We start from the raw sequence: 22,386 nt of genomic DNA on the forward strand, positions 1-22,386 counted from the left end.
AGAACGCATGAAACAGGAGACCCTCTATCTGACCGTGAATGGCCTGCGCATGCAGGTCCAGAGCGCAGGGGAGGGTCCCGCCGTCGTGCTGCTGCATGGTTTCCCGGACACCCACGTCGTCTGGCGCAAGCAGATCGCGCCGCTGATGGCGGCCGGCTACCGGGTGCTGGCGCCCGACCTGCGCGGCTATGGCGGCAGCGATGCGCCGCAGGCCGTGTCCGCTTACCGGGTGGAGGATATCGCTTCCGACGTGCTCGCCATGCTCGACCAGCTCGGCGTCGCGCGAGCCCGGGTTGTCGGCCACGACTGGGGTGCCCTGGTCGGCTGGCTGCTGTGCATGGGGGCGCCCGAACGCATCGAACAGTATGTCGCGCTGTCGGCCGGCCACCCGACCGCCGTCGCCCGCGCCGGCCTGCTGCAAACCCTGCGCATGAGTTACATGATGTGGTTCATGGTGCCGGGCCTGGCGGAGAATTCATTGAAGGCCGGTGATTTTTATTTGCTGAACCGGTTCACGAGCGACCGCGCCCAAGTCGGACACTGGAAGAAAAATTTACGGGAACCGGGCCGCCTGACGGCAGCCCTCAACTATTACCGCGCGAATGTCCCCCATGCCATGCTACTTGGCAGCAAGACGGAACCGGTGCGGGTGCCCGTAATGGGTGTCTGGAGCAGCCTCGATCCCGCGCTGGGCGAAGCGCAGATGTGCGACTCGACGGCCTATGTCGCCGACTACTTCCGCTACGAGCGCATCGATGGCGCCGATCACTGGCTGCAAGTCACGGCCAGCGAGCGCCTCAACGCCCTATTGCTCGATTTCTTTGCAGCGTCGGGCGGCGCTGCGTCTACCTTTTAATTCTATAAAGCCGCGGCGTAGATCGCGCGTGCATCGGCACGGGTGAGCTCGCGCGGGTTGTTGCCGAGCAGGCGCGTCTGCAACATGGCGTCGTCCGCCAGCCGGTCGAGATCGTTTTCGCTGATCCCCATTTGAACCAGCTTGGTCTGGATACCGCTGCGTTGCGCGATCTGCTGCATCGCAGCAATCAATGCTTCGGTCTTGTCCTCGGCGCTACCGCCTGTCCCTGGTACGACGATGTCCGCCAATTCGGCGTACAGGGGCGCTGCGTGCGAAGCATTGAAGCGCAGTACATGCGGCAGTACGAGTGAATTAGACAGGCCGTGCGGTACGTGGAAAATGCCCCCGATCGGATACGCAAGCGCGTGCACGGCCGCCACCGGTGCATTCGAAAATGCCTGGCCGGCCAGGCAGGCGCCGAGCAGCATGGCCTGGCGCGCTTCCAGATCGCTGCCGTTTTCGACGGCAACCAAAATGTTCCTGGATAGTAGGGCGAGCGCCTGGCGCGCCAGATTATCGGACAGCGGATTCTTCTTGTGCTTGCTGGTATAGGCCTCGATCGCATGCACCATCGCATCGATGCCGGTTGCCGCCGTCACCAGCGGCGGCAAGCCCAGCGTCAGTTCCGCATCCAGCAGGGCCAGGTCCGCATACAGCTGGGGCGAGACCACGCCCATCTTGGTGGTTTCGCCAGTGGTGACGATGGCGATATTCGTGACTTCGGAACCGGTACCGGCCGTGGTCGGCACCTGGATCAGAGGCAGTCGTTGACCCGTGACCTTGCCGATGCCGTAGATCTGGTTCAGAGGCTGCTCGCTGCCGGCCAGGACCGCCACCAGTTTCGCCACGTCCATCGAGCTGCCGCCGCCGAAACCGATGACCAGGTCGGTCTCGTGTGCGCGCGCGCAGTCGACTGCCTCAATGACGATCTGCTCCGGTGGGTCGGCGACGACGTTCGAGAAGATCTGTACCGCCAGCCCTCGCTCGGCCAGGCTGGCCCGCGCAGGTTCGAGCAGGCCGGTGCGCAGGAAGCCGGCGTCGGTCACGATCAGGGCGCGTCGGGCGTTCGTAAAACGTTCGGCGACGAGCGGACCGAGGCGGGCGGCGGCGCCCGGTTCCGAAACGATGCTGGCGACGGTGTGGAAGGCGAAGGCGGTCATGCTGGGTCCCCGTTGATTATTATCGGCTTAGCTTACACCAGAAACTGAACGGTGGAAGGGCAGTGCTTGGCTCAGTTGCCGTACAATTTCCCCCTTCGAATTTGCAAGCGAAAGCAGTAGATGATTGACTTCGTATGGCTCGGCGGCGCCGCCTTTCTTGCCGGGCTGGTAGACGCCGTCGTCGGCGGGGGCGGCCTGATCCAGGTGCCCGCCATCTTTTCCTTCCTGCCGAAAGAAGCACCGGCGACCCTGCTCGGTACCAATAAACTGGCCAGCATCTGCGGCACCAGCGCCGCTGCGGTGAACTACGCCCGCCGCGTGCGCGTTGCGTGGAGCGCGGCGGCGCCGGCGGCGCTGGCCGCGTTTGCCTTATCCTTCGTTGGCGCCTGGACCGTCACGCGGGTGCCGGGCGACTTCGTGCGCAGCCTGCTGCCGTTCATCTTGCTGGCGGTGGCCGTCTACACCTTCCGCAAGAAGGATCTGGGATCGGTGCACGCGCCGGTGCACAGCGGCCACGCCGAGCGCTGGTGGGCGGTCGGCATTGGCGCCGCGATCGGCTTTTATGACGGCTTCTTCGGTCCGGGTACAGGCAGCTTCCTGATCTTCCTGTTCGTGCGCTTTTTCGGTTTCGATTTCCTCAGCGCCTCGGCAGCAGCCAAGATCGTGAATGTCGCCTGCAACCTGTCGGCGCTGCTCTGGTTCGGCTACAGCGGCCACCTGCTGTTGCAGTTGGGCTTGCTGATGGCGGCCTGCCAGATCGGCGGCTCGGTCGTCGGTACGCGCCTCGCGATCAAGCATGGCAGTGCGTTCGTGCGTAAATTGTTCCTGGTCGTGGTGTCCACGCTGATCGTAAAAACAGCGTTCGATGCGGTCGTTCGACTGGCGAGTTGACTGTTTCACGTGAAACAAAAGCTGGGCAGCTCGTCGCTGGCCCAGCTTTTTTTTCGCCTGGTCGTCCCCATTGTTTCACGTGAAACAGCACCAAAAGCACTTTCTACTGTGTTCCACGTGAAACAAAATCGCTTCCGTTTTCCAGCGGCGCTGAGATTGCGAACGCAAATGCTTCTATAATCGCCTATTAGATTCCTCGCCTCACACCTCCATCATGCTATTTCCAACTGAATTTGACGTGATCGTCGTCGGCGGCGGCCATGCCGGCACCGAGGCCGCGCTCGCGTCCGCACGCACGGGACAGAAGACGCTGCTCCTGACTCACAACATCGAAACCCTGGGCCAGATGTCCTGCAATCCGTCGATCGGCGGCATCGGCAAGGGCCACCTGGTGAAAGAAGTGGATGCCCTCGGCGGCGCGATGGCGATCGCCACCGACGAAGCCGGCATCCAGTTCCGCATCCTGAACTCCTCAAAAGGCCCGGCCGTGCGCGCCACCCGCGCCCAGGCCGACCGCATCCTGTATAAAGCGGCGATCCGTTCGCGGCTGGAAAACCAGCCGAACCTGTGGCTGTTCCAGCAAGCCGTCGACGACCTGATGGTCGAGGGCGACCGCGTCGTCGGCGCCGTGACCCAGATCGGCCTGCAGTTCCGCGCCCGTGCCGTGGTGCTGACCGCCGGTACTTTCCTCGACGGTAAAATCCACGTCGGCCTGCAGAACTACACGGCCGGCCGCGCCGGCGACCCGGCAGCCGTCTCGCTGTCGAGCCGTTTAAAAGAGCTGCAGCTGCCGCAAGGGCGCCTGAAAACCGGCACGCCGCCACGCATCGACGGCCGCAGCATCGATTACTCGGTGCTCGCCGAACAGCCGGGCGACCTCGATCCAGTCCCCGTGTTCTCGTACATGGGCAATGCCGCGATGCACCCGAAGCAGGTGCCGTGCTGGGTCACGCACACGAATGCGCAGACCCACGACATCATCCGCAACGGCCTCGACCGCAGCCCGATGTACACCGGCGTGATCGAGGGTGTGGGCCCGCGCTACTGCCCGTCGATCGAAGACAAGATCCACCGCTTCGCCTCGAAGGAATCGCACCAGATCTTCCTTGAGCCGGAGGGCCTGACGACCCACGAGATCTACCCGAACGGGATCTCGACCAGCCTGCCCTTCGACGTGCAGCTGGCGCTGGTGCGCTCGATGAAGGGCATGGAAAACGCCTTTATTTTGCGTCCCGGCTATGCCATCGAATACGACTATTACGACCCACGCGGCCTGAAATCCTCGCTCGAAACCAAGGCCATCCGCGGCCTGTTCTTCGCCGGCCAGATCAACGGCACCACCGGTTACGAAGAAGCGGCAGCGCAAGGTCTGCTCGCCGGCCTGAACGCTGCCCTGCAAACCAAGGGGCAAGAAGCCTGGACCCCGGGCCGCTCGGAAGCCTATCTCGGCGTGCTGGTCGACGACCTCACGACCCAGGGTGTGGCCGAGCCCTACCGCATGTTCACCAGCCGCGCCGAGTACCGCCTGTCGCTGCGCGAAGACAATGCCGATATGCGTTTGACCGAAATCGGCCGCAAGCTGGGCGTCGTCGGCGATGCGCAGTGGGCTGCTTTTGAAACCAAGCGTGAATCGGTGGCGCGCGAGCTGGAACGCCTGCGCTCGACCTGGGTCAATCCGCGCATCCTGGCGGCCGCCGAGTCGGAACGCGTGGTCGGCCAGGCACTGGAACGCGAGTACAACCTGGCTGATCTGCTGCGCCGTCCGGGCGTCGAATACGAAACCCTGATGACGATGACGGGCGTCGAAGGCCAGCCGCTGGCCGGCCCCGGCGTGGAAGACCCGGCGGTGAAAGAGCAGGTAGAAATCCAGCTGAAATACGCGGGCTACATCGACCGCCAGGCCAAGGAAGTGGAGCGTCACGACCACTATGAAAACCTGAAACTGCCCGAGAACCTGGATTACCTGGAGATCGCGGCGCTCTCGATCGAGGTGCGCCAGAAGCTCGATAAGCAGCGTCCCGAAACCCTGGGCCAGGCGTCGCGCATCTCCGGCGTCACCCCGGCGGCGATTTCCCTGCTGCTGGTGCACCTGAAAAAACGCGGCGCCAAGGGTTTTAGCAGTGTCCCGGCCACCAATGAGGAGGCCGCACAGTGAGGGGTTTTGACCGCGAAAAATTGTTTGAAATCCTGAGCAACGGCATCGACGAGATGGATCTGCCGCTGTGGGCGGCCCAGCGCGAGCAATTGATGGATTACCTGGCGCTGATGGCCAAGTGGAACGGCGTTTATAACTTGACCTCTCTGCGCGACCCGCTGCAGATGGTAACGCACCACCTGCTCGATTCGCTGGCCGCAGTACCGGCGTTCAAGGATGCGAAAAACGTGCTCGACGTCGGGGCAGGGGGCGGCTTGCCCGGCATCGTGCTGGCGATCGCACGGCCGGACATGAAAGTGTCCCTAATCGACACGGTCCACAAGAAAACCGCGTTTTTGACGCAAGTGAAGGCCGAACTGGGCCTGAACAACGTGACCGTGTACACGATGAAGGTGCAGGATCTGAAAGCGGGACCCTTCGACACGATTACTTCGCGCGCTTTTGCCGACCTCTCCGATTTCGTCAACTGGTCCGGGCACCTGCTGGCCGAGGGCGGACAGTTCATTGCCTTGAAAGGCACGGCGCCACCCGAGGAGCAGGAACGGCTGCCGGGCGAATGGAAAGTGAAAGAACTGCGGCCGATCAAGGTGGCGAAACTGGAAGCGGAGCGGCACCTGGTTTTCATCGAAAAAGCAGCACAGACCAACCAATAATATAAATCGTTTATACCGTTTAAACGATATAAACCAGATGAACGGTTTATTGAGTATGAACGGTATGAACTGAAGTGTCTCGCTTGAAAGAACAGATGGCAAAGATATTTTGTGTTGCAAACCAAAAGGGCGGCGTCGGCAAGACGACCACCAGCGTCAACCTGGCGGCAGGTCTCGCCAAGCTCGAGCAGCGCGTGCTGTTGGTCGACCTCGACCCGCAGGGCAATGCGACCATGGGCGCCGGCATCAACAAGGCCTCATTGAACGCCTCGACTTACCAGGTGCTGCTGGGCGAAGCCGAAGTGCCTGAAGCGCGCCAGCGTTCGGAAGCAGGGCGCTTCGACGTGCTGCCCGCCAACCGCGAGCTGGCCGGCGCCGAAGTCGAAATGGTGGAACTCGACAACCGCGAGCGGCGCCTGAAACATGCACTGGCGAAAGTGGACGCCGACTACGATTTTATTTTGGTCGACTGCCCTCCCGCATTGTCGATGCTGACCCTGAACGGCCTGTGCGCCGCGCATGGCGTGATCATCCCGATGCAGTGCGAGTACTATGCGCTCGAAGGTTTGTCCGACTTGGTGAACACGATCAAGAAGGTGCATGCGAACCTGAACACGGATTTAAAAATCATCGGGCTGCTGCGCGTGATGTTCGATCCGCGCATGACCCTGTCGCAGCAAGTCTCGGCCCAGCTCGAGCAGCACTTCGGCGGCAAGGTGTTTAAAACGATCATCCCGCGCAACGTGCGCCTGGCCGAAGCGCCCTCGTACGGCGTGCCCGGCGTCGTCTTCGATCCGTCCTCGAAGGGCGCCCAGGCCTATATCGCGTTCGGGGCCGAAATGGTCGAGCGCATCAAGACCATGTAATTAGAAAGAGTTATCCACAATGGCAACCAAAAAACTCAAGGGCCTCGGCCGCGGTCTCGATGCGCTGCTGGGCGGAGACATGGACGCGACGCCTGCACCCGCCGGCGCGCCGTCCTCGCTCCCGGTCTCCCAGCTGCAGGCCGGCAAATACCAGCCACGCACCCGGATGGACGAGGGCGCGCTGAACGAACTGGCGGCGTCGATCAAAACCCAGGGAATCATGCAGCCGGTGCTGGTGCGACCCGTCGATGGGGGACGTTACGAAATCATCGCCGGCGAACGCCGCTTCCGCGCGGCCCAGCTCGCTGGACTCGAGGACATCCCGGTCTTGGTGCGCGAAGTCGACGACCAGGCCGCCGCCGCGATGGCCCTGATCGAGAACATCCAGCGCGAAGACCTGAACCCGCTGGAAGAAGCGCAGGGCATCGCGCGCCTGATCTCGGATTTCGATTTCACGCACGAGCAGGCGGCAAGCGCCGTCGGCCGTTCGCGCAGCGCGGTGTCGAACCTGTTGCGGCTGGTGAACCTGGCGCAACCGGTGCAGACCATGCTGATGGCGGGCGATATCGACATGGGCCATGCGCGCGCCCTGCTGTCGGTGGACAACGCCAGCCAGATCGCGCTGGCGAGTCACGTGGTGGCGAAACGCCTGTCGGTGCGCGAAACCGAGAAGCTGGTGGCGAAAGCACTGGAAGAGCAGGCCAGCGACAACACGGCGCCGCGCCAGAAGGAAAAGTCGGGAGACATCGTGCGCCTGGAAGAGGAGCTGTCGGACAAGCTGGCGACGCCGGTCGTGTTCAAGATGGGTCCGAAGGGCAGGGGACAGATGATCATCGATTTCGCCGACCTCGATATCCTGGAAGGGGTGCTGGCGCGCCTGCGTGCCTGAGCGGGTAGAACGCGCTTGTGGATAAGCCTGTCGACAAGCGCGTGAACAAGGGTGTACAGGAATGTGGAAAGCCGGTGGGGAAGCGGTGTATAGCCATGGGATAAACCACCAGCACTATCTGGCGGGCTCAGCATTGCGGCATGCGAGCGCTTGACCGCGTGGGCATGGAGTGCCCACCCTACGAAAACCCTAACTCAACTGTGGATAAGTTTGTTCACAAGCCTGTACGCAGCTTGTGAGCTGTGGCTGCACAACTTCCGTTTTCTCTGACGCGCACCAGCGTAGTGCAGCTTTCACAGCCGTCGCTTGCCCCAAATACGGCGCGTCTCCGTTACCACATGACAACACCAGGCGCTACCGCAAAACTACGGTAAGCCGGCCATCCCGCCCTGCAGAGTCTGCCTTCACATCTGTATTTGTCGCGCCTAACTGCTGCGAAAACCCATGAATCGCGCAATATTTGTGTGACATTTTCGCCCCGTCCGACAGGAACGAGCACAACTGGAATCGTTTGACTCAGATGCACTAACGATCATATAATCCCGCTGATTCATGTAATTACCACACCGTAACTCGGTTCAAACGGCCAAGGCAAAGAATAAAAATGTTACGCCTGGTCTCCCTGCAATTGATCGCAACAGCAGTTGTCGGCGTCCTCGCCGCACTGTTGGGGGGATGGCCTGCGATGTTTTCGGCGGTGCTTGGCGGACTCTGCTGCGTCGTGCCCAATGGAATCATGGCGCTACGCTTGTTCGCATCAACGAAGACGGGTGGGGCCAATCCCCTCACGTTCTTCTTCTGGGAATTTATAAAGATCGGTTTAACGCTTGCGCTGCTGGGTGCAACTGCGTACTTGTACCGTGACCTGAACTGGCTGGCGCTACTCGCCGGGTTCATCGTGGCACTGAAAAGTTACATATTCTTATTATTTAGGCACTGAAAATGGCGACGACAACTGTAGAAGGCGCAGCGACCCACGCGCCCACCGCATCAGAGTACATCCGGCACCACCTCGGCCACCTCTCCAACGTGCACCAGCACGGTCCGGTTGACTTCAACGTCATCCACTACGACACCCTGTTCTGGTCGATCACCATGGGCGTGCTCGGCTGCCTGATCATGTGGATGGCAGCACGCAAGGCGACCGCCGGCGTGCCGGGCCGTTTCCAGGCTGCCGTCGAGATGCTGGTCGAAATGGTCGAGAACCAGTCGAAGACGATCGTCCACGGCGACCGCAGCTTCATCGCGCCTGCTGCACTGACCGTGTTCGTCTGGGTCGCCCTGATGAACTCGCTGGACTTCCTGCCGGTGGACCTGTTCTCGGCTGCCTTCCGCGCACTCGGCTTCGGCGAACCGCACCACCGTGTCGTCCCGACCGCCGACCTGAACGGCACCATCGGCATCTCGCTGGGCGTGCTGATCCTGATGCTGTACTACGGCATCAAGATCAAGGGCCTGGGCGGCTGGCTCCACGAATTGTTCGCAGCACCGTTCGGCATCTACATGGCGCCGTTCAACCTGCTCCTGAACATCATCGAATACGCAGCAAAAATGGTGTCGCTCGGTATGCGACTGTTCGGCAACATGTTTGCCGGTGAGCTGCTGTTCCTCTTGATCGCTTTGCTTGGCTCGACCGCAACCGTGTTTGGTTTCGCAGGCCAGGTGATTGCCGGCTCGATCTGGGCGATCTTCCACATCCTGATCGTGTTCCTGCAGGCATTCATCTTCATGATGCTGACGCTGGTGTATCTCGGTCAGGCCCACGAAGGCCACTGATCGGCGCCGCAAGCATCGAACAAGATAGTGGTTGTAACGAAGTTGTAGTTTTTAATCTAGTTTTTAAATTAACTTTTTGGAGTAATCATGACTGACGTTTCTTTTGTTGCACTGGCTTGCGGTTTGATCATCGGCCTCGGCGCTATCGGCGCATGTATCGGTATCGCTATCATGGGCGGTAAATACCTCGAAGCTTCGGCACGTCAGCCTGAACTGATGAACACCCTGCAGACCAAGATGTTCCTGCTGGCTGGTCTGATCGACGCGGCATTCCTGATCGGCGTTGGTATCGCCATGCTGTTCGCTTTCGCAAATCCGTTCACCCCGACCTAAATCACCGGGAAGTTTGGTTTTGAAGGGCCGAACCATCGCGGTTCGGCATCCGTTTTTGTGAGAAGGGAAAAACCGTGAACCTCAACGCAACTCTGTTTGCACAGCTCGCCGTCTTCCTCGTCCTGGCGCTCTTCACGATGAAATTCGTGTGGCCGCCGCTGATGAAGGCACTCGACGAGCGCGCCGAGCGCATCGCCAATGGGCTGGCCGCCGCCGACCGTGGCAAGGCCGACCTGGCTGCCGCCGAAAAGCGCGTGCAGGCCGAACTGGCCAGCGCCCGTGACGAAGGCCAGTCGCGCATCGCCGACGCTGAAAAGCGCGCCGCGATGATCATCGAAGACGCCAAGAAGACCGCCGCTGACGAAGCCGCCCGTATCGTCGCTACCGCCCGTGCCGAGGCCGAGCAGCAAGTGACCCGCGTGCGCGAAGAACTGCGTGGCCAGGTCGCTGCCCTGGCAGTGCAAGGCGCCGAGCAGATCCTCAAGCGTGAAGTGAACGCAGAAGCGCACGCCGCCCTGCTGTCGCAACTGTCGACCGAGCTGTAATCATGGCCGAACTCGCAACCGTCGCCCGTCCCTACGCCGAAGCGCTGTTCCGTGTCGCCCAAGCCGGCGACATGGCAGCCTGGTCCGAACTGGTGTCGCAACTGGCACAAGTCGGCGCCAACCCTGATGTGCAGGCGTTTGCCGCCAACCCGAAGCTGACGTCCGCCGACCTGGTCGCCACCCTGACCTCGCTGGTCAAGGCGCCGGTCACCCCGGAAGCTCAGAACTTCCTGACGATGCTGGCCGAAAACGACCGTATCGTGCTGCTGCCGGAAATCGGCGCGCAGTTCCAGGTGCTCAAGAATGCCCAGGCCGGCGCTGCCGACGCGGACATCGCCAGCGCCTTTGCGCTGAGCGACGCCCAGGTGGCAGAACTGGTCATCGTGCTGGAAAAGAAATTTGGCCGCAAGCTCAACCCAACCGTGACCGTGGACCCGTCGCTGATCGGTGGTGTGCGCGTGCTGGTCGGTGATGAAGTGCTCGATACCTCGGTACGCGCCAAGCTGCAGCAAATGCATGCTGCGCTGACTGCGTAAGCGGACATCGCACACATCGCCGCATCTCACGCCCTTGCCCTACGCATCAAGAAACTATTAGGAGTTAGCACTCATGCAACTTAATTCATCTGAAATCAGCGAACTGATCAAGAGCCGGATCCAGGGCCTGGAAGCGTCCGCTGACGTTCGCAATCAAGGCACGGTGATCTCCGTCGCCGACGGTATCTGCCGTATTCACGGTCTGTCGGACGTGATGCAGGGCGAGATGCTGGAATTCCCTGGCAACACCTTCGGTCTGGCGATGAACCTCGAGCGCGACTCGGTCGGCGCCGTCATCCTGGGTGCTTACGAGCACATCTCCGAAGGCGACACCGTCAAGACCACCGGCCGCATCCTGGAAGTGCCGATCGGTCCTGAACTGCGTGGCCGCGTCGTCAACGCCCTGGGCCAGCCGATCGACGGCAAGGGTCCGATCAACACCGCGCTGACCGCCCCGATCGAAAAGATCGCGCCAGGCGTCATCGCCCGTGAATCGGTCTCGCAGCCTATGCAGACCGGCATCAAGTCGATCGACGCGATGGTGCCGATCGGCCGTGGCCAGCGTGAGCTGATCATCGGCGACCGCCAGACCGGCAAGTCGGCCGTGGCTGTCGATGCGATCATCAACCAGAAGGGTCAGAACATGACCTGCGTGTACGTTGCGATCGGCCAGAAAGCATCGACCATCAAGAACATCGTGCGCTCGCTCGAGCAGCACGGCGCGATGGAGTACACCATTGTCGTGGCAGCATCGGCGTCCGAATCGGCCGCCATGCAGTACATCTCGGCCTACTCCGGCTGCGCAATGGGCGAATACTTCCGCGACCGCGGCGAAGACGCGCTGATCGTGTACGACGACCTGTCGAAGCAGGCAGTCGCCTACCGCCAGATCTCGCTGCTGCTGCGCCGCCCACCAGGCCGCGAAGCCTACCCAGGCGACGTGTTCTACCTGCACAGCCGTCTGCTCGAGCGCGCAGCCCGCGTGAACGCCGACTACGTGTCCGCCTTCACCAACGGCGCCGTCACCGGCAAGACCGGTTCGCTGACCGCACTGCCGATCATCGAAACCCAGGCAGGCGACGTCTCGGCCTTCGTTCCGACCAACGTGATTTCGATTACCGACGGCCAGATCTTCCTGGAGACCTCGCTGTTCAACGCCGGTATCCGTCCTGCGATTAACGCCGGTATCTCGGTCTCGCGCGTCGGTGGCGCTGCCCAGACCAAGGTCATCAAGGGCCTGTCGGGCGGTATCCGTACCGACCTGGCGCAGTACCGTGAACTGGCTGCGTTCGCGCAGTTCGCATCGGACCTGGACGAATCGACCCGCAAGCAGCTGGACCGTGGCGCGCGCGTGACCGAGCTGCTGAAGCAGCCGCAGTACTCGCCGCTGCCGATCTCGCTGATGGCCGCATCGCTGTTCGCCGTCAACAAGGGCTACTTCGACGATATCGAAGTCAAGCAAGTGCTGGCCTTCGAAAACGGCCTGCACGGCTACCTGAAGACCAAGCAGGCTGCGCTCCTGTCGAAGATCGAAGAAAGCAAGCAACTGGACAAGGACGCCGAAGCAGCACTCGCGGCCGCCATTGCTGATTTCAAAAAATCCGGCGCATTTTAATGAAAATGGATAGTCCGGCACGGCATTTTCCAATGCAGTGCCGGATGACCGGAAGGAGTAAGGACTCATGGCAGTAGGCAAAGAGATTCGTGGCAAGATCAAGAGCGTAGAAAATACGAAGAAGATCACCAAGGCGATGGAAATGGTCGCCGCATCGAAAATGCGCAAGGCGCAGGATCGCATGCGCGCCGCCCGTCCCTACAGTGAGAAGGTTCGTAACATCACCGCCAATCTTGCCGGCGCAAACCCGGAGTACACGCACGTCTTCATGGCGCAAGCCAAACACGTGCAGGCAAAAGCTGTCGGCTTCATCGTCGTCACGACCGATAAAGGTCTGTGCGGCGGCATGAACACCAACATCCTGCGCCAGGTGACGCTGAAGTCGAAGGAACTGGAAGCGGCGGGCAACCGCGTCGAGGCAGTTGCCATCGGCAACAAGGGCCTGGGCTTCCTGAACCGTGTCGGCGTGCCGATCGTGTCGCACGTGACGCAAATCGGCGACACCCCGCACCTGGAAAAGCTGATCGGCCCGATCAAGGTCATGCTCGACGCATACCAGGATGGCCAGCTGGACGCGGTTTACCTGTGCTACACCAAGTTCGTCAACACGATGAAGCAGGAACCGGTCGTCGAGCAGCTGCTCCCGTTGCCGGCCAAGCACCTGGAAGCGGACAAGGGCGCCATCTCGTGGGATTACATCTACGAGCCGGAAGCGCAAGTCGTCATCGACGAACTGCTGGTGCGCTACGTCGAAGCCCTGGTGTACCAGGCGGTCGCTGAAAACCTGGCGTCCGAGCAGTCGGCACGCATGGTGGCAATGAAAGCGGCAAGCGACAACGCAGGCAGCGTCATCGGTGAACTGAAGCTGGTCTACAACAAGACCCGCCAGGCAGCGATTACCAAAGAACTCTCCGAGATCGTCGCCGGTGCGGCAGCGGTCTAAACGACAAGAATTTAACTATATCTGAAGGAACGAACATGGCTGATGGCAAAATCGTTCAGTGTATCGGCGCAGTGGTCGACGTGGAATTCCCACGTAACGCCATGCCGAAAGTTTTCGACGCACTGAAAATGGAAGGCTCCGCACTGACCCTGGAAGTGCAGCAGCAGCTGGGTGACGGCATCGTCCGTACCATTGCACTGGGCAGCTCGGAAGGCCTGCGTCGCGGCATGACCATCCAGAACACCGGCAACCCGATCATGGTCCCGGTTGGCGTCGCCACCCTGGGTCGCATCATGGACGTGCTGGGTAACCCGATCGACGAATGCGGTCCGGTCAGCAACGAGCGCATGGCATCGATCCACCGCTCGGCACCTGTCTACGACGAACTGTCGCCATCGCAAGACCTGCTGGAAACCGGCATCAAGGTCATCGACCTGGTGTGCCCGTTCGCCAAGGGCGGTAAGGTTGGCCTGTTCGGCGGCGCCGGCGTGGGTAAAACCGTCAACATGATGGAACTGATCAACAACATCGCAAAAGCGCACTCGGGTCTGTCCGTGTTCGCCGGCGTTGGTGAGCGTACCCGTGAAGGTAACGACTTCTACCACGAGATGGCGGACGCCAAGGTCGTCGACCTGGAAAACCCGACCAACTCGAAGGTCGCAATGGTCTACGGCCAGATGAACGAACCACCAGGCAACCGTCTGCGCGTCGCGCTGACCGGCCTGACCATGGCCGAAGCCTTCCGTGACGAGGGTAAAGACGTTCTGTTCTTCGTCGACAACATCTACCGCTACACCCTGGCCGGTACCGAAGTCTCGGCACTGCTGGGCCGTATGCCGTCGGCGGTGGGCTACCAGCCGACCCTGGCCGAAGAAATGGGCCGTCTGCAAGAGCGCATCACCTCGACCAAGACCGGTTCGATCACCTCGATCCAGGCCGTCTACGTCCCTGCGGATGACTTGACCGACCCGTCGCCAGCAACCACCTTCGCCCACCTGGACTCGACCGTCGTTCTGTCGCGTGACATCGCCTCGCTGGGTATCTACCCTGCGGTCGACCCGCTGGATTCGACCTCGCGCCAGCTGGACCCGCTGGTCGTCGGCCAGGAACACTACGAGACGGCCCGCGCCGTCCAGGGTACCCTGCAGCGCTACAAGGAACTGCGCGACATCATCGCGATTCTGGGCATGGACGAACTGGCGCCGGAAGACAAGCTGGTCGTGGCACGCGCTCGTAAGATGCAGCGTTTCCTGTCGCAGCCGTTCCACGTCGCTGAAGTGTTCACCGGTTCGCCAGGCAAGTACGTTTCGCTGAAAGACACGATCAAGGGCTTCAAGATGATCGCATCGGGCGAACTGGACCACCTGCCGGAACAGGCGTTCTACATGGTCGGCACCATCGAAGAAGCGATCGAAAAAGCCAAGAAACTGGCTGCCTAAGTCGGCTCTTCAACTGAAGGACACACATGGCAAACACAATTCACGTTGACGTGGTCTCGGCCGAAGCGCAAATCTTCAGCGGCGAGGCGACCTTCGTCGCGTTGCCGGGTGAAGCGGGCGAGCTGGGTATCTACCCGAAGCACACCCCGCTGATCACGCGGATCCGCCCGGGCGCGGTGCGCATCGAGGTGGCCGGTGGTGGCGAAGAGTTCGTCTTCGTCGCCGGCGGCATCCTCGAAGTGCAACCGAACGGCGTGACCGTGCTGGCCGACACCGCGATCCGCGGTGCCGACCTGGACGAGGCAAAAGCGCAATCGGCGAAGCAGGCTGCCGAAGAGCTGATGCAGTCGCAGGATGCGCAGATCGACTACGCGAAAGCGCAGGCGGAACTGGCGTCGGCTATCGCCCAGCTGGCAGCGATTCAGAGATTGCGTTCGAAAGGCCGTTGAGCCTTTCCTTCGGTAGCAAACAAAAAGGCAGAGCTGCGGCTCTGCCTTTTTTATGGTCGCGGGGCTGGTGGTGTGCTGGCAAAAGGCCGTGGACTCGGGAGTCCACCCTACGTACCAGGCATGCTTCCACCGCGACTGGGACTAGCCAAGGACCGTAGGGTGGACTCCCGAGTCCACGCGTTTCACAGCTAGCCTAGACGCAGCGCCTCAGCAATCCACCGCTCACTCTCCCTTCAGCTGCAGCGCCACCTGCTCCTTGAAGTAGCTATTCTGCACATAGCGATACAGATTCGCCCCCGGACACACCGTGTTGTTCGAATAATCGCGGTGGCTGGCGATGTGCTCCACCGGCACCCGGTACTTTTTCGCCAGCAGCGCCATCAGCTTGACCACGGCATCCAGCTGCGCCTGATTCGGTTCCACTTCCTCGAAATTGCCGACCACTTCGATCAGCGCATGTCCGCTCGGGTCGTATTCCGTGTTGGTGTCGCCCGCATAGGCGATGTCGCGCCCCTCATACACCTTGCCTTCGAGGTCGATGATGTAGTGGTAGGGGATGTCGAGCCAGCCCTTGGTGTTCCTCGACCAGGTCTGCAGATTGCGCAGGTACTGGCGCGGATCGGTGCCGGCTTTAAAAGGTTCGCCCTGGTGGTGCAGGGTGATGTGGGTGATCGTGTGACGCCGCGCTTTGGCGGCATCGGCCGGCGTGCCGCCCCACTCGGCCACGGAAACGACCGCAGGTGCGGGCGGCTTGAGCGCGCAGCCGGAGATGGCCAGGGTCAAAAGGAGAGCGGCGAGGGAGGTTTTCATGGATGAGCCCGAGTACAGGAAGCCGCCATCTTTCCACAGCCGCCAGGCGCATGCAAACACACGGCGAACGATGCAAACCTGTTAAGCTAGCATCGAACAAAGACTACTGATGACGACCATGAGAACGATCCCCCAAATCCTCAACGACAGCAAAACCATCGCCATCGTCGGCCTGTCGAATAAGCCCGACCGCGCCAGCTTCGGCGTCGCCGAATACCTGCAGGGGCAGGGCTACCGCATCCTTCCCGTGAATCCCGCCTACGCCGGTGACGAGATCCTCGGCGAGAAGGTGTATGCCAGCCTGCAGGAAGCGGCCGACGCGATGGCGCCGAGCGGCACCCGGATCGACATCGTCGACTGCTTCCGCAAGTCGGAAGACATCCCGCCGCTGGCGCGCGATGCGATCGCGATCCGCGCCGGCTGCCTGTGGATGCAGCTCGAGATCGAAAACCAGGCCGCCGCCGACCTGGCGCGTGCCGCCGGTCTCGACGTGGTGATGAACCACTGCCTGAAAATCGAACACCGTAAGCTCAACGCCTGAACAATCATGTCCAAACTCCTCCTCTCCCTCGCACTGCTGGCGGCCGCCGCATCGAGCAGCGCCCAGACCACCGGCGTCGTCAATCCGCGTCCGCTGGTCGCCGCCACCCCGGCACCAAGCAGCTGCCCGGCCCTGCTGAAACAGAGTTTCAAACGCCTGCAGGACGAAGCGCCGCAGGACCTGTGCCAGTACGCCGGTAAAGTCGTGCTGGTCGTGAACACGGCCAGCTACTGCGGCTACACCAAGCAGTACGAAGGCCTGGAAAAGCTGTACACCAAATACAGCCCGCGCGGCCTGGTAGTCCTCGGTTTCCCTTCCAACGATTTCAAGCAGGAAGCGGCCAGCACCAAGGAAATCGCCGACCTCTGCTACAACACCTACGGCGTGAAATTCCCGATGTTCGCCCCGACCGTGGTGACGGGCGCGAACGCCAACCCGCTGCATGCCGCGCTGGCCAAGCAGACCGGGAAGGAACCGAAATGGAATTTCACGAAATACCTGATCGGGCGCGATGGCCAGGTCATCGAGTATTACCCGAGCAAGGTCACGCCGGAAGATCCTGAGCTGCTCAAGCGGATCGAAGCGGCGCTGTAAGCCTCAGGCGTCGACCAGGGCGGCCAGCAGCGGGCCGCGCAAGGCATTGCAGACCATGATGCCGTCCGCCCTGTCGAACATCTCACGCGTGATCACGCGCTCGCGCGCATCCCAGGCCGGCGCGGCCAGGATCACCTGGCGCATCACGCCGGGCAGCAGGCCGCAGGACAGCGGCGGCGTCCACCAGTGGCCGTCCAGGCGCACGAACACGTTGCTGCGGCCCCCTTCCGTGAGTTCCCCGCGCTCGTTGAAGAAAAGGGCATCGAAGGCGCCGTGGGCTTCGGCGGCGCGCCAGGCGGCGTCGTAGCGGCTGCGTACCGAGGTTTTGTGGCACAGGAAGACGTCGCCCGAGTGGGTCGGCGTATCGGCCAGCAGCACGCGTACCGGTTCGCTCAAGGGCGCCAGCGGCGCGGAGGTGATCGTCAAGGCGCCATCCGCGGCCAGCGCCAGGCGCAGCCGGTAGACACCGCCTTCGCGCGGCAGGCCGAGGCAGGCGTCGCGTACCAGCGTGTCGGCCGCGACGGCATCGAAAGGCAGGCCGAAATAGGCGCTCGATGCCCTGAGCCTGGCCAGGTGCAGGTCGAGGTGGCGCGGCCCGTCCTGCCACGAGGCTTTAATCGTCTCGAACAGTTCGAACTCGTTCGCCAGCCCGGTCAGGAAGCGCGCCTTCAGCTTGCACTCGGCGTATTCGGCCTGCGGGTCGCTGTCGTAGACGATGCCGGCGCCGACGCCCAGTTCTCCCCGCCGCACACCTTCTCCCGGCTCCAAAGCCAGCGTGCGGATCGGCACGGATAAGCAGAAGTCGCCGAAGGCGCGGCCGTCGCCGGGCGGATCGAACCAGCCGATCGCGCCCGTATAGATGCCGCGCGGGTCCGGTTCGAGTTCGTCGATGATTTCCATCGTCCTGCGTTTCGGCGCGCCCGTGATCGAGCCGCAGGGGTAGAGGGCCGTGAACACCTCGGCCAGCCGCACGTCCTCGCGCAGTGTCGCCTGCACGGTGGAGGTCATCTGCAGCACGGCGCCGAAGCGCGTCACCTCGAACAGTTTAGGCACCGCCACGCTGCCGGTCTGCGCCACGCGTCCCAGGTCGTTGCGCAGCAGGTCGACGATCATCAGGTTTTCGGCGCGGTTCTTCGGGTCCAGCGCCAGCGCGGCGGCGCGCTGGGCATCGGTCTCGGCATCGTCGCTGGCCGGTGCCGTGCCCTTCATCGGCCGTGCCAGTAAAGTGCCGCCCATGCAGCGCACGAACAGCTCGGGCGAGAAGGAGAGCAGGGCGCCGCCGTCGGGCAGGCCGACCAGGGCGCCGTAGGGCACCGGCTGGCGTGCGCGCAGGCGCTGGTACAGGGCATACACGGAACCGAAGGCGTCGAAGCGCAGGCGGTAGGTGTAGTTCACCTGGTAGGTGTCGCCGGCGGCGATGTAGGCGCGGATCGCATCGATCGCCTGCGTGAACTGCGCTTCGTCGACGTTCGGCGTGATGGCGGCCACGCCGGCGGGCGTCTCCATATGCGCGCGGGTCGTGATCCAGGCTTGCGCCTCCGTGGCGCTCAAGTGCTCGCAGCGTTCGAACAGCAGCACCTGCGCCAGCGGTTTCACAAGCGGTTTTGTCGTGGGGATGCCGAGCAGCTGCGCGCCCAGCTCGTAGCTGAGCAGGGGCACGGCGTACAGGCCGCGTCGTAAGGCCGCCTGCAGGTCCGCCAGGACGCCGTTCCAGCCGGCGGCATCCATGCAGGCCAGGGTGCCTGCGTGACCCGTGTACAGGCGCGAGCGCGCCTGTGCATGACCCTCCGCGCTCGCATCGTCGAGCAGTGCAAAGACCGTGTCCATGCTCAAGGTCGTCAGGCTGCCAGCAGCAGTGACAATTGTACGCCCGTGCCTTCGGCCGGGTTCTGGCGGAAGCCGCTCTTCGCGTAGCGGTGCCAGCGTCCGGTGACGTAGCTGACCAAGAGGCTGGCGCGGGCGGCGACGTCGTCCTCGATCCCGTGGCCCTGGCTCGCGGCCAGGCGCAGCGCGCCCTTGCACGCGAGCTCGACGCGGTCATAGAACATGTTCATGCGCAGCTGCAGGCGCTCGTCCTCGTTCACCAGCGCGTCGCCGATCAGCACCCGCGTCATGCCGGGATTGTTGGCGGCAAAGGACAACAGCATGGTGAGGATCGCATAGGCCTGGTCGACGCCGCGTTCTTCCTTTTCCGTGATCTGGTTGATGACGCCGAAGACGCTGGCCTCGATGAAGTCGATCAGGCCTTCGAACATCTGCGCTTTGCTGGCGAAATGACGGTACAGCGCCGCTTCCGACACCTCCAGGCGTGCCGCCAGCGCGGCGGTGGTGATCTTTTCTCCCTTCGGCTGCTCGAGCATGGCCGCCAGGGCCTGGAGGATTTGCAGTTTACGCTGGCCTGGCTTGGTACTTGCCATGGGATTCCGAAAGAGAGGTTAAGTAAAAGGGCGAAGTCGCCGCAACTGCTTCGGCAGCTGCCGCACGGATTTTACTTTGACATCGACATAATTGGGGCGAATCAGGCGCCGGGGGCGCGTTTGCGCAAGCGTGCTGCGTTCCTTGACGCGCAGGTACTGGGTCACCCAGACCGTGCCGAGGCCGAGCTGGCGCGCGCTTTTCAGATTCGCCAGCGTGTCTTCGACCAGAATGCAGTCGCGCGCCGCCACGCCATGCTTGCGCAGCAAACGCGCCAGCATCAGCTTCGAGGGCTTCGGGCGCAGCTGGCGGTGCACGTGCATCTGCTCGATCGCGATGTGGTGGGCGAAGTGGCGTCCCAGTTTCAGGTGGCGCATGACCTGCGTCGAGTAGTCGCGCGGCGCGTTCGTCAGCAGGATCTTGCGGCCCGGGAGTTTTTGCAGCAGCCTTCCAAGTCCCGTCTCCGAGCGCATCATCGCGCGCAGATCCTGCAGATCGTGGGTCTCGCTTAAAAAATGGGCGGCGCTGACGCCGTGGTGGCGCATCATGCCGAGCAAGGTCGCGCCATAGCGCTTCCAGTAGCCCAGGCGCGCGGCATCGACCCGGGCTTGCGTGACCGGCGTGACGCCGTCGTGCAGGACGCGTGCGATATACGTGTTCATGTTGGCGCTGATCGCGGGAAAAATCGCGTGCGAGGCGTCGTGCAAAGTATTGTCCAGGTCGAATAACCAGACGGGAGCGGCAGGGGTATGATTCGGCACGTTGAAATCGATGACAGGAGGAGTAGAGATGCGACGTCCGATTATAGTGATCTTCCTGAGCTTGTTCCTGATGGCGTGCCAGGCCTTTGCGGCGGAACGCGGCGCGCTGTTCAAGGTGACGGGGGCGCAGCATACGCTGTATTTGTACGGCACTATCCACGCGGGCAAGCCGGATTACTATCCGCTCGAGCCGCGCATCGGCCAGGCGGTCGCAGCGGCGCGGACGCTGGCGCTGGAAGTGGATACGGGGCGTGACCCGCAGGCCGTGGCGGCGGCTTTCCGCGAGCACGGCCTGTTCCCGGCGGGCAGCCCGGGCTATGCCAGCTTGCCGGCCGAGCGCCGCCGGAAACTGGAGGCCGCACTCAAGCGCCAGGGCATCGATCCGGCCGGCGTGGCGCAACTGAAACCCTGGGTGCTGGCGACGATGCTCGCGGTCGGGGACATGGTCAAGCTCGGCGTCGATCCGGCGCTGGGCGTGGACGTCCACCTGGCCAGCCTGGTGCGCGGCAAAACCCGCATCGCCGAACTGGAGTCGGTGCAGTACCAGGCGGCGCTGATGAACCGGCTGCCGCTCGACACCCAGTGGAGCCTGCTGGAAGAAACGCTGGAGAACATGGCCTCGGGACGCCAGCTGCGCGAGGCGCGCGAGCTGTTCGACGCCTATGAGCGCGCCGACCGCAGCGCGTTCGAGGCCATCGCCCGCCGCGTCGAGACCGACGACAGCGTGAGCGGCAAGTTCATGCGCGACGTGGTGCTGGTGGAACGTAACGGCCCGATGGCGGACAAGCTGGCGGCGCTGCTGGCGCGCGAAGACAATGCGGTGGCCGCGGTCGGGCTGATGCACTTGCTGGGAAAACAGGGCGTACCGGAACTGCTGCGCCAGCGCGGTCTGAAGGTGGAGCGGGTGTACTGAGAACTGCGGGGAGGGGAGTGGTGCCCTTGACGTGGATTGAACACGTGGCCTCTCCCTTACCAAGGGAGTGCTCTACCACTGAGCTACAAGGGCGGGTAGAGTCGCGGTGGGCAATGCCCGCCGTGACGATGTGGCGCGATCGCGCCACATTTCTTTAGTGCGACCGGATCATAGTGCCAAAAGCCTGTTCGGTCAAGACTTCCAGCAACAAAGAGTGCTCGATGCGGCCATCGATGATGTGCACGGTATTGACGCCCGACTTGGCCGCGTCCAGCGCCGACGAGATCTTCGGCAGCATGCCGCCAGAGATCGTGCCGTCTTCGAACATCTCGTCGATCTCGCGCGCCGACAGGTCGGTCACCAGCTTGCCGGATTTATCCTGCACGCCCGCGATGTTGGTCATCATGATCAGCTTTTCGGCTTTCAGGATTTCCGCGATCTTGCCGGCGACGACGTCGGCATTGATGTTGTAGGCCTGGCCGTCCTGGCCGAAACCGATCGGCGAGATGATCGGAATGAAGGCGTCGTCCTGCAGCGCTTTCACGACAGCCGGATTGATCGCTTCGATTTCGCCGACAAAGCCGATGTCGAGGAACTCGCCCGGTTTGGTCTTGTCGGGCATGGCCATCTTGCGCGCGCGGATCAGGCCGCCGTCCTTGCCGGTCAGGCCGACTGCCTGGCCGCCGTAGTGGTTGATCAGCATGACGATGTCCTGCTGCACCTCGCCGCCCAGCACCCACTCGACCACTTCCATGGTTTCTTCGTCGGTGATGCGCATGCCTTGCACGAAGGTGCCTTGCTTGCCGATCTTTTTGAGGGCGTTGTCGATCTGCGGACCGCCGCCGTGCACCACGACCGGGTTCATGCCCACCAGTTTCAGCAGGATGACGTCGCGCGCGAAGCCGTGCTTCAGGCGTTCGTCGGTCATGGCATTGCCGCCGTACTTGATGACAATCGTCTTGCCATGGAAGTTGCGGATGTAGGGAAGCGCCTCGGCCAGGATCTGTGCCTTGATCTGCGGGGAGACCGCGGTCAGGTCACTCGATTGTTCCTCGGTCTTCAGGCTGGTCAGCTGAGCGTTCATGGGGAGTCCGAAATAAATGTGGCGGAGATTTTACAGGCAACACGGGCGCCCTTGTGGGCATTCTATGGCGTGATTGTTGTATTTTATCGTGTGACCGGATCGCGATCGCTGCCGATGAATGCTTCTACGATATTACACATGACGAATAATTGCTGGCGCAAG

General features: G+C 62.4%; 24 protein-coding genes and 1 tRNA gene. 18 read left to right on the forward strand and 7 right to left on the reverse strand.

Going from position 1 to position 22,386, the window contains the following annotated elements; translation table 11 throughout:
* The first annotated feature begins 7 nt into the window (after nucleotides 1-7).
* Nucleotides 8-856, forward strand: a complete 849-nt coding sequence (locus tag ACFPQ5_RS04895) for an alpha/beta fold hydrolase (RefSeq protein WP_379752157.1) — start codon at nucleotides 8-10, stop codon at nucleotides 854-856.
* Nucleotides 857-858: 2 nt separating this feature from the next.
* On the opposite strand, the gene ACFPQ5_RS04900 is transcribed toward ACFPQ5_RS04895, so the two are convergent.
* On the reverse strand, nucleotides 859-2,016 hold the full coding sequence (locus ACFPQ5_RS04900; RefSeq protein WP_379752158.1) for an iron-containing alcohol dehydrogenase: 1,158 nt from the start codon (nucleotides 2,014-2,016) through the stop codon (nucleotides 859-861).
* A 120-nt stretch (nucleotides 2,017-2,136) separates the two neighbouring features.
* On the opposite strand from ACFPQ5_RS04900, the gene ACFPQ5_RS04905 reads away from it, so the two are divergent.
* From ACFPQ5_RS04905 to ACFPQ5_RS04970, 14 genes are all read left to right on the forward strand, one after another.
* On the forward strand, nucleotides 2,137-2,907 hold the full coding sequence (locus ACFPQ5_RS04905; protein WP_379752159.1) for a sulfite exporter TauE/SafE family protein: 771 nt from the start codon (nucleotides 2,137-2,139) through the stop codon (nucleotides 2,905-2,907).
* Nucleotides 2,908-3,121: 214 nt separating this feature from the next.
* Nucleotides 3,122-5,062, forward strand: coding sequence for a tRNA uridine-5-carboxymethylaminomethyl(34) synthesis enzyme MnmG (gene mnmG, locus ACFPQ5_RS04910; protein ID WP_379752160.1), 1,941 nt, complete (start codon nucleotides 3,122-3,124; stop codon nucleotides 5,060-5,062).
* The gene (rsmG, locus tag ACFPQ5_RS04915) at nucleotides 5,059-5,715 is read left to right on the forward strand and encodes a 16S rRNA (guanine(527)-N(7))-methyltransferase RsmG (protein WP_379752161.1); all 657 of its coding nucleotides are present in this window, start codon (nucleotides 5,059-5,061) and stop codon (nucleotides 5,713-5,715) included. The genes mnmG and rsmG overlap by 4 nt, the downstream gene beginning before the upstream one ends.
* A gap of 95 nt (nucleotides 5,716-5,810) precedes the next feature.
* Nucleotides 5,811-6,581 (forward strand): ParA family protein, encoded by a 771-nt coding sequence (locus ACFPQ5_RS04920; protein ID WP_379752162.1) that lies wholly within the window; start codon nucleotides 5,811-5,813, stop codon nucleotides 6,579-6,581.
* A 19-nt stretch (nucleotides 6,582-6,600) separates the two neighbouring features.
* Complete coding sequence (locus ACFPQ5_RS04925) at nucleotides 6,601-7,470, forward strand: ParB/RepB/Spo0J family partition protein (protein ID WP_379752164.1); 870 nt, start codon at nucleotides 6,601-6,603, stop codon at nucleotides 7,468-7,470.
* Between the two features lie 604 nt (nucleotides 7,471-8,074).
* A complete protein-coding gene (locus ACFPQ5_RS04930; protein WP_379752165.1) occupies nucleotides 8,075-8,410 on the forward strand; it encodes an ATP synthase subunit I in 336 nt (111 codons plus the stop codon).
* A gap of 2 nt (nucleotides 8,411-8,412) precedes the next feature.
* Complete coding sequence (atpB, locus tag ACFPQ5_RS04935; protein ID WP_379752166.1) at nucleotides 8,413-9,246, forward strand: F0F1 ATP synthase subunit A; 834 nt, start codon at nucleotides 8,413-8,415, stop codon at nucleotides 9,244-9,246.
* 87 nt (nucleotides 9,247-9,333) lie between these two features.
* Nucleotides 9,334-9,579: a F0F1 ATP synthase subunit C gene (gene atpE, locus ACFPQ5_RS04940; RefSeq protein ID WP_036253157.1), complete on the forward strand. Its 246-nt coding sequence runs from the start codon at nucleotides 9,334-9,336 to the stop codon at nucleotides 9,577-9,579.
* A 74-nt stretch (nucleotides 9,580-9,653) separates the two neighbouring features.
* A complete protein-coding gene (locus ACFPQ5_RS04945; RefSeq protein ID WP_379752167.1) occupies nucleotides 9,654-10,124 on the forward strand; it encodes a F0F1 ATP synthase subunit B in 471 nt (156 codons plus the stop codon).
* Between the two features lie 2 nt (nucleotides 10,125-10,126).
* Nucleotides 10,127-10,660, forward strand: a complete 534-nt coding sequence (locus ACFPQ5_RS04950; protein ID WP_379752168.1) for a F0F1 ATP synthase subunit delta — start codon at nucleotides 10,127-10,129, stop codon at nucleotides 10,658-10,660.
* 73 nt (nucleotides 10,661-10,733) lie between these two features.
* Entirely contained in the window at nucleotides 10,734-12,275 is a 1,542-nt protein-coding gene (gene atpA, locus ACFPQ5_RS04955) for a F0F1 ATP synthase subunit alpha (protein WP_379752169.1), read from the forward strand.
* Nucleotides 12,276-12,342: 67 nt separating this feature from the next.
* The gene (gene atpG, locus ACFPQ5_RS04960) at nucleotides 12,343-13,218 is read left to right on the forward strand and encodes a F0F1 ATP synthase subunit gamma (RefSeq protein ID WP_136221701.1); all 876 of its coding nucleotides are present in this window, start codon (nucleotides 12,343-12,345) and stop codon (nucleotides 13,216-13,218) included.
* A gap of 35 nt (nucleotides 13,219-13,253) precedes the next feature.
* The gene (gene atpD, locus ACFPQ5_RS04965) at nucleotides 13,254-14,657 is read left to right on the forward strand and encodes a F0F1 ATP synthase subunit beta (RefSeq protein WP_136221702.1); all 1,404 of its coding nucleotides are present in this window, start codon (nucleotides 13,254-13,256) and stop codon (nucleotides 14,655-14,657) included.
* A 26-nt stretch (nucleotides 14,658-14,683) separates the two neighbouring features.
* The gene (locus ACFPQ5_RS04970) at nucleotides 14,684-15,106 is read left to right on the forward strand and encodes a F0F1 ATP synthase subunit epsilon (protein WP_379752170.1); all 423 of its coding nucleotides are present in this window, start codon (nucleotides 14,684-14,686) and stop codon (nucleotides 15,104-15,106) included.
* 222 nt (nucleotides 15,107-15,328) lie between these two features.
* On the opposite strand, the gene ACFPQ5_RS04975 is transcribed toward ACFPQ5_RS04970, so the two are convergent.
* Complete coding sequence (locus ACFPQ5_RS04975) at nucleotides 15,329-15,916, reverse strand: peptidoglycan recognition protein family protein (RefSeq protein ID WP_379752171.1); 588 nt, start codon at nucleotides 15,914-15,916, stop codon at nucleotides 15,329-15,331.
* A gap of 118 nt (nucleotides 15,917-16,034) precedes the next feature.
* On the opposite strand from ACFPQ5_RS04975, the gene ACFPQ5_RS04980 reads away from it, so the two are divergent.
* Nucleotides 16,035-16,457, forward strand: a complete 423-nt coding sequence (locus ACFPQ5_RS04980; protein ID WP_379752172.1) for a CoA-binding protein — start codon at nucleotides 16,035-16,037, stop codon at nucleotides 16,455-16,457.
* Between the two features lie 6 nt (nucleotides 16,458-16,463).
* Nucleotides 16,464-17,051, forward strand: coding sequence for a glutathione peroxidase (locus ACFPQ5_RS04985; RefSeq protein ID WP_379752173.1), 588 nt, complete (start codon nucleotides 16,464-16,466; stop codon nucleotides 17,049-17,051).
* A gap of 3 nt (nucleotides 17,052-17,054) precedes the next feature.
* Here ACFPQ5_RS04985 and pabB read toward each other — a convergent pair whose 3' ends face one another.
* The 3 genes from pabB to ACFPQ5_RS05000 are packed head-to-tail and all read right to left on the reverse strand — an operon-like array spanning nucleotide 17,055 to nucleotide 20,227.
* Nucleotides 17,055-18,878 (reverse strand): aminodeoxychorismate synthase component I, encoded by a 1,824-nt coding sequence (gene pabB / locus ACFPQ5_RS04990; RefSeq protein WP_379752174.1) that lies wholly within the window; start codon nucleotides 18,876-18,878, stop codon nucleotides 17,055-17,057.
* A gap of 11 nt (nucleotides 18,879-18,889) precedes the next feature.
* Entirely contained in the window at nucleotides 18,890-19,468 is a 579-nt protein-coding gene (gene slmA / locus ACFPQ5_RS04995; RefSeq protein ID WP_379752175.1) for a nucleoid occlusion factor SlmA, read from the reverse strand.
* An 18-nt stretch (nucleotides 19,469-19,486) separates the two neighbouring features.
* A complete protein-coding gene (locus ACFPQ5_RS05000) occupies nucleotides 19,487-20,227 on the reverse strand; it encodes an HAD-IA family hydrolase (protein WP_379752176.1) in 741 nt (246 codons plus the stop codon).
* 28 nt (nucleotides 20,228-20,255) lie between these two features.
* On the opposite strand from ACFPQ5_RS05000, the gene ACFPQ5_RS05005 reads away from it, so the two are divergent.
* Complete coding sequence (locus tag ACFPQ5_RS05005) at nucleotides 20,256-21,140, forward strand: TraB/GumN family protein (protein WP_379752177.1); 885 nt, start codon at nucleotides 20,256-20,258, stop codon at nucleotides 21,138-21,140.
* 18 nt (nucleotides 21,141-21,158) lie between these two features.
* Here the strand turns inward: ACFPQ5_RS05005 and ACFPQ5_RS05010 are convergent.
* Together ACFPQ5_RS05010 and argB are read right to left on the reverse strand one after the other, a co-directional pair.
* Nucleotides 21,159-21,233: transfer RNA gene (locus tag ACFPQ5_RS05010), tRNA-Thr, on the reverse strand.
* A 61-nt stretch (nucleotides 21,234-21,294) separates the two neighbouring features.
* The gene (gene argB / locus ACFPQ5_RS05015) at nucleotides 21,295-22,224 is read right to left on the reverse strand and encodes an acetylglutamate kinase (RefSeq protein ID WP_379752178.1); all 930 of its coding nucleotides are present in this window, start codon (nucleotides 22,222-22,224) and stop codon (nucleotides 21,295-21,297) included.
* Nucleotides 22,225-22,386: the final 162 nt, after the last annotated feature.

This window comes from Massilia suwonensis (genome assembly GCF_042655665.1).
GTDB classification, from domain to species: domain Bacteria; phylum Pseudomonadota; class Gammaproteobacteria; order Burkholderiales; family Burkholderiaceae_D; genus Telluria; species Telluria suwonensis.

Excerpts from the sequence above, each read along its gene's own strand:
- ACFPQ5_RS04895 (WP_379752157.1), top strand. The coding sequence starts at position 8 with ATGAAACAGGAGACCCTCTATCTGACCGTGAATGGCCTGCGCATGCAG.
- ACFPQ5_RS04900 (WP_379752158.1), bottom strand. The coding sequence starts at position 2,016 with ATGACCGCCTTCGCCTTCCACACCGTCGCCAGCATCGTTTCGGAACCG.
- ACFPQ5_RS04905 (WP_379752159.1), top strand. The coding sequence starts at position 2,137 with ATGATTGACTTCGTATGGCTCGGCGGCGCCGCCTTTCTTGCCGGGCTG.
- mnmG (WP_379752160.1), top strand. The coding sequence starts at position 3,122 with ATGCTATTTCCAACTGAATTTGACGTGATCGTCGTCGGCGGCGGCCAT.
- ACFPQ5_RS04920 (WP_379752162.1), top strand. The coding sequence starts at position 5,811 with ATGGCAAAGATATTTTGTGTTGCAAACCAAAAGGGCGGCGTCGGCAAG.
- ACFPQ5_RS04925 (WP_379752164.1), top strand. The coding sequence starts at position 6,601 with ATGGCAACCAAAAAACTCAAGGGCCTCGGCCGCGGTCTCGATGCGCTG.
- ACFPQ5_RS04930 (WP_379752165.1), top strand. The coding sequence starts at position 8,075 with ATGTTACGCCTGGTCTCCCTGCAATTGATCGCAACAGCAGTTGTCGGC.
- atpB (WP_379752166.1), top strand. The coding sequence starts at position 8,413 with ATGGCGACGACAACTGTAGAAGGCGCAGCGACCCACGCGCCCACCGCA.
- atpE (WP_036253157.1), top strand. The coding sequence starts at position 9,334 with ATGACTGACGTTTCTTTTGTTGCACTGGCTTGCGGTTTGATCATCGGC.
- ACFPQ5_RS04950 (WP_379752168.1), top strand. The coding sequence starts at position 10,127 with ATGGCCGAACTCGCAACCGTCGCCCGTCCCTACGCCGAAGCGCTGTTC.
- atpA (WP_379752169.1), top strand. The coding sequence starts at position 10,734 with ATGCAACTTAATTCATCTGAAATCAGCGAACTGATCAAGAGCCGGATC.
- atpG (WP_136221701.1), top strand. The coding sequence starts at position 12,343 with ATGGCAGTAGGCAAAGAGATTCGTGGCAAGATCAAGAGCGTAGAAAAT.
- atpD (WP_136221702.1), top strand. The coding sequence starts at position 13,254 with ATGGCTGATGGCAAAATCGTTCAGTGTATCGGCGCAGTGGTCGACGTG.
- ACFPQ5_RS04970 (WP_379752170.1), top strand. The coding sequence starts at position 14,684 with ATGGCAAACACAATTCACGTTGACGTGGTCTCGGCCGAAGCGCAAATC.
- ACFPQ5_RS04975 (WP_379752171.1), bottom strand. The coding sequence starts at position 15,916 with ATGAAAACCTCCCTCGCCGCTCTCCTTTTGACCCTGGCCATCTCCGGC.
- ACFPQ5_RS04980 (WP_379752172.1), top strand. The coding sequence starts at position 16,035 with ATGAGAACGATCCCCCAAATCCTCAACGACAGCAAAACCATCGCCATC.
- ACFPQ5_RS04985 (WP_379752173.1), top strand. The coding sequence starts at position 16,464 with ATGTCCAAACTCCTCCTCTCCCTCGCACTGCTGGCGGCCGCCGCATCG.
- pabB (WP_379752174.1), bottom strand. The coding sequence starts at position 18,878 with ATGGACACGGTCTTTGCACTGCTCGACGATGCGAGCGCGGAGGGTCAT.
- slmA (WP_379752175.1), bottom strand. The coding sequence starts at position 19,468 with ATGGCAAGTACCAAGCCAGGCCAGCGTAAACTGCAAATCCTCCAGGCC.
- ACFPQ5_RS05005 (WP_379752177.1), top strand. The coding sequence starts at position 20,256 with ATGCGACGTCCGATTATAGTGATCTTCCTGAGCTTGTTCCTGATGGCG.
- argB (WP_379752178.1), bottom strand. The coding sequence starts at position 22,224 with ATGAACGCTCAGCTGACCAGCCTGAAGACCGAGGAACAATCGAGTGAC.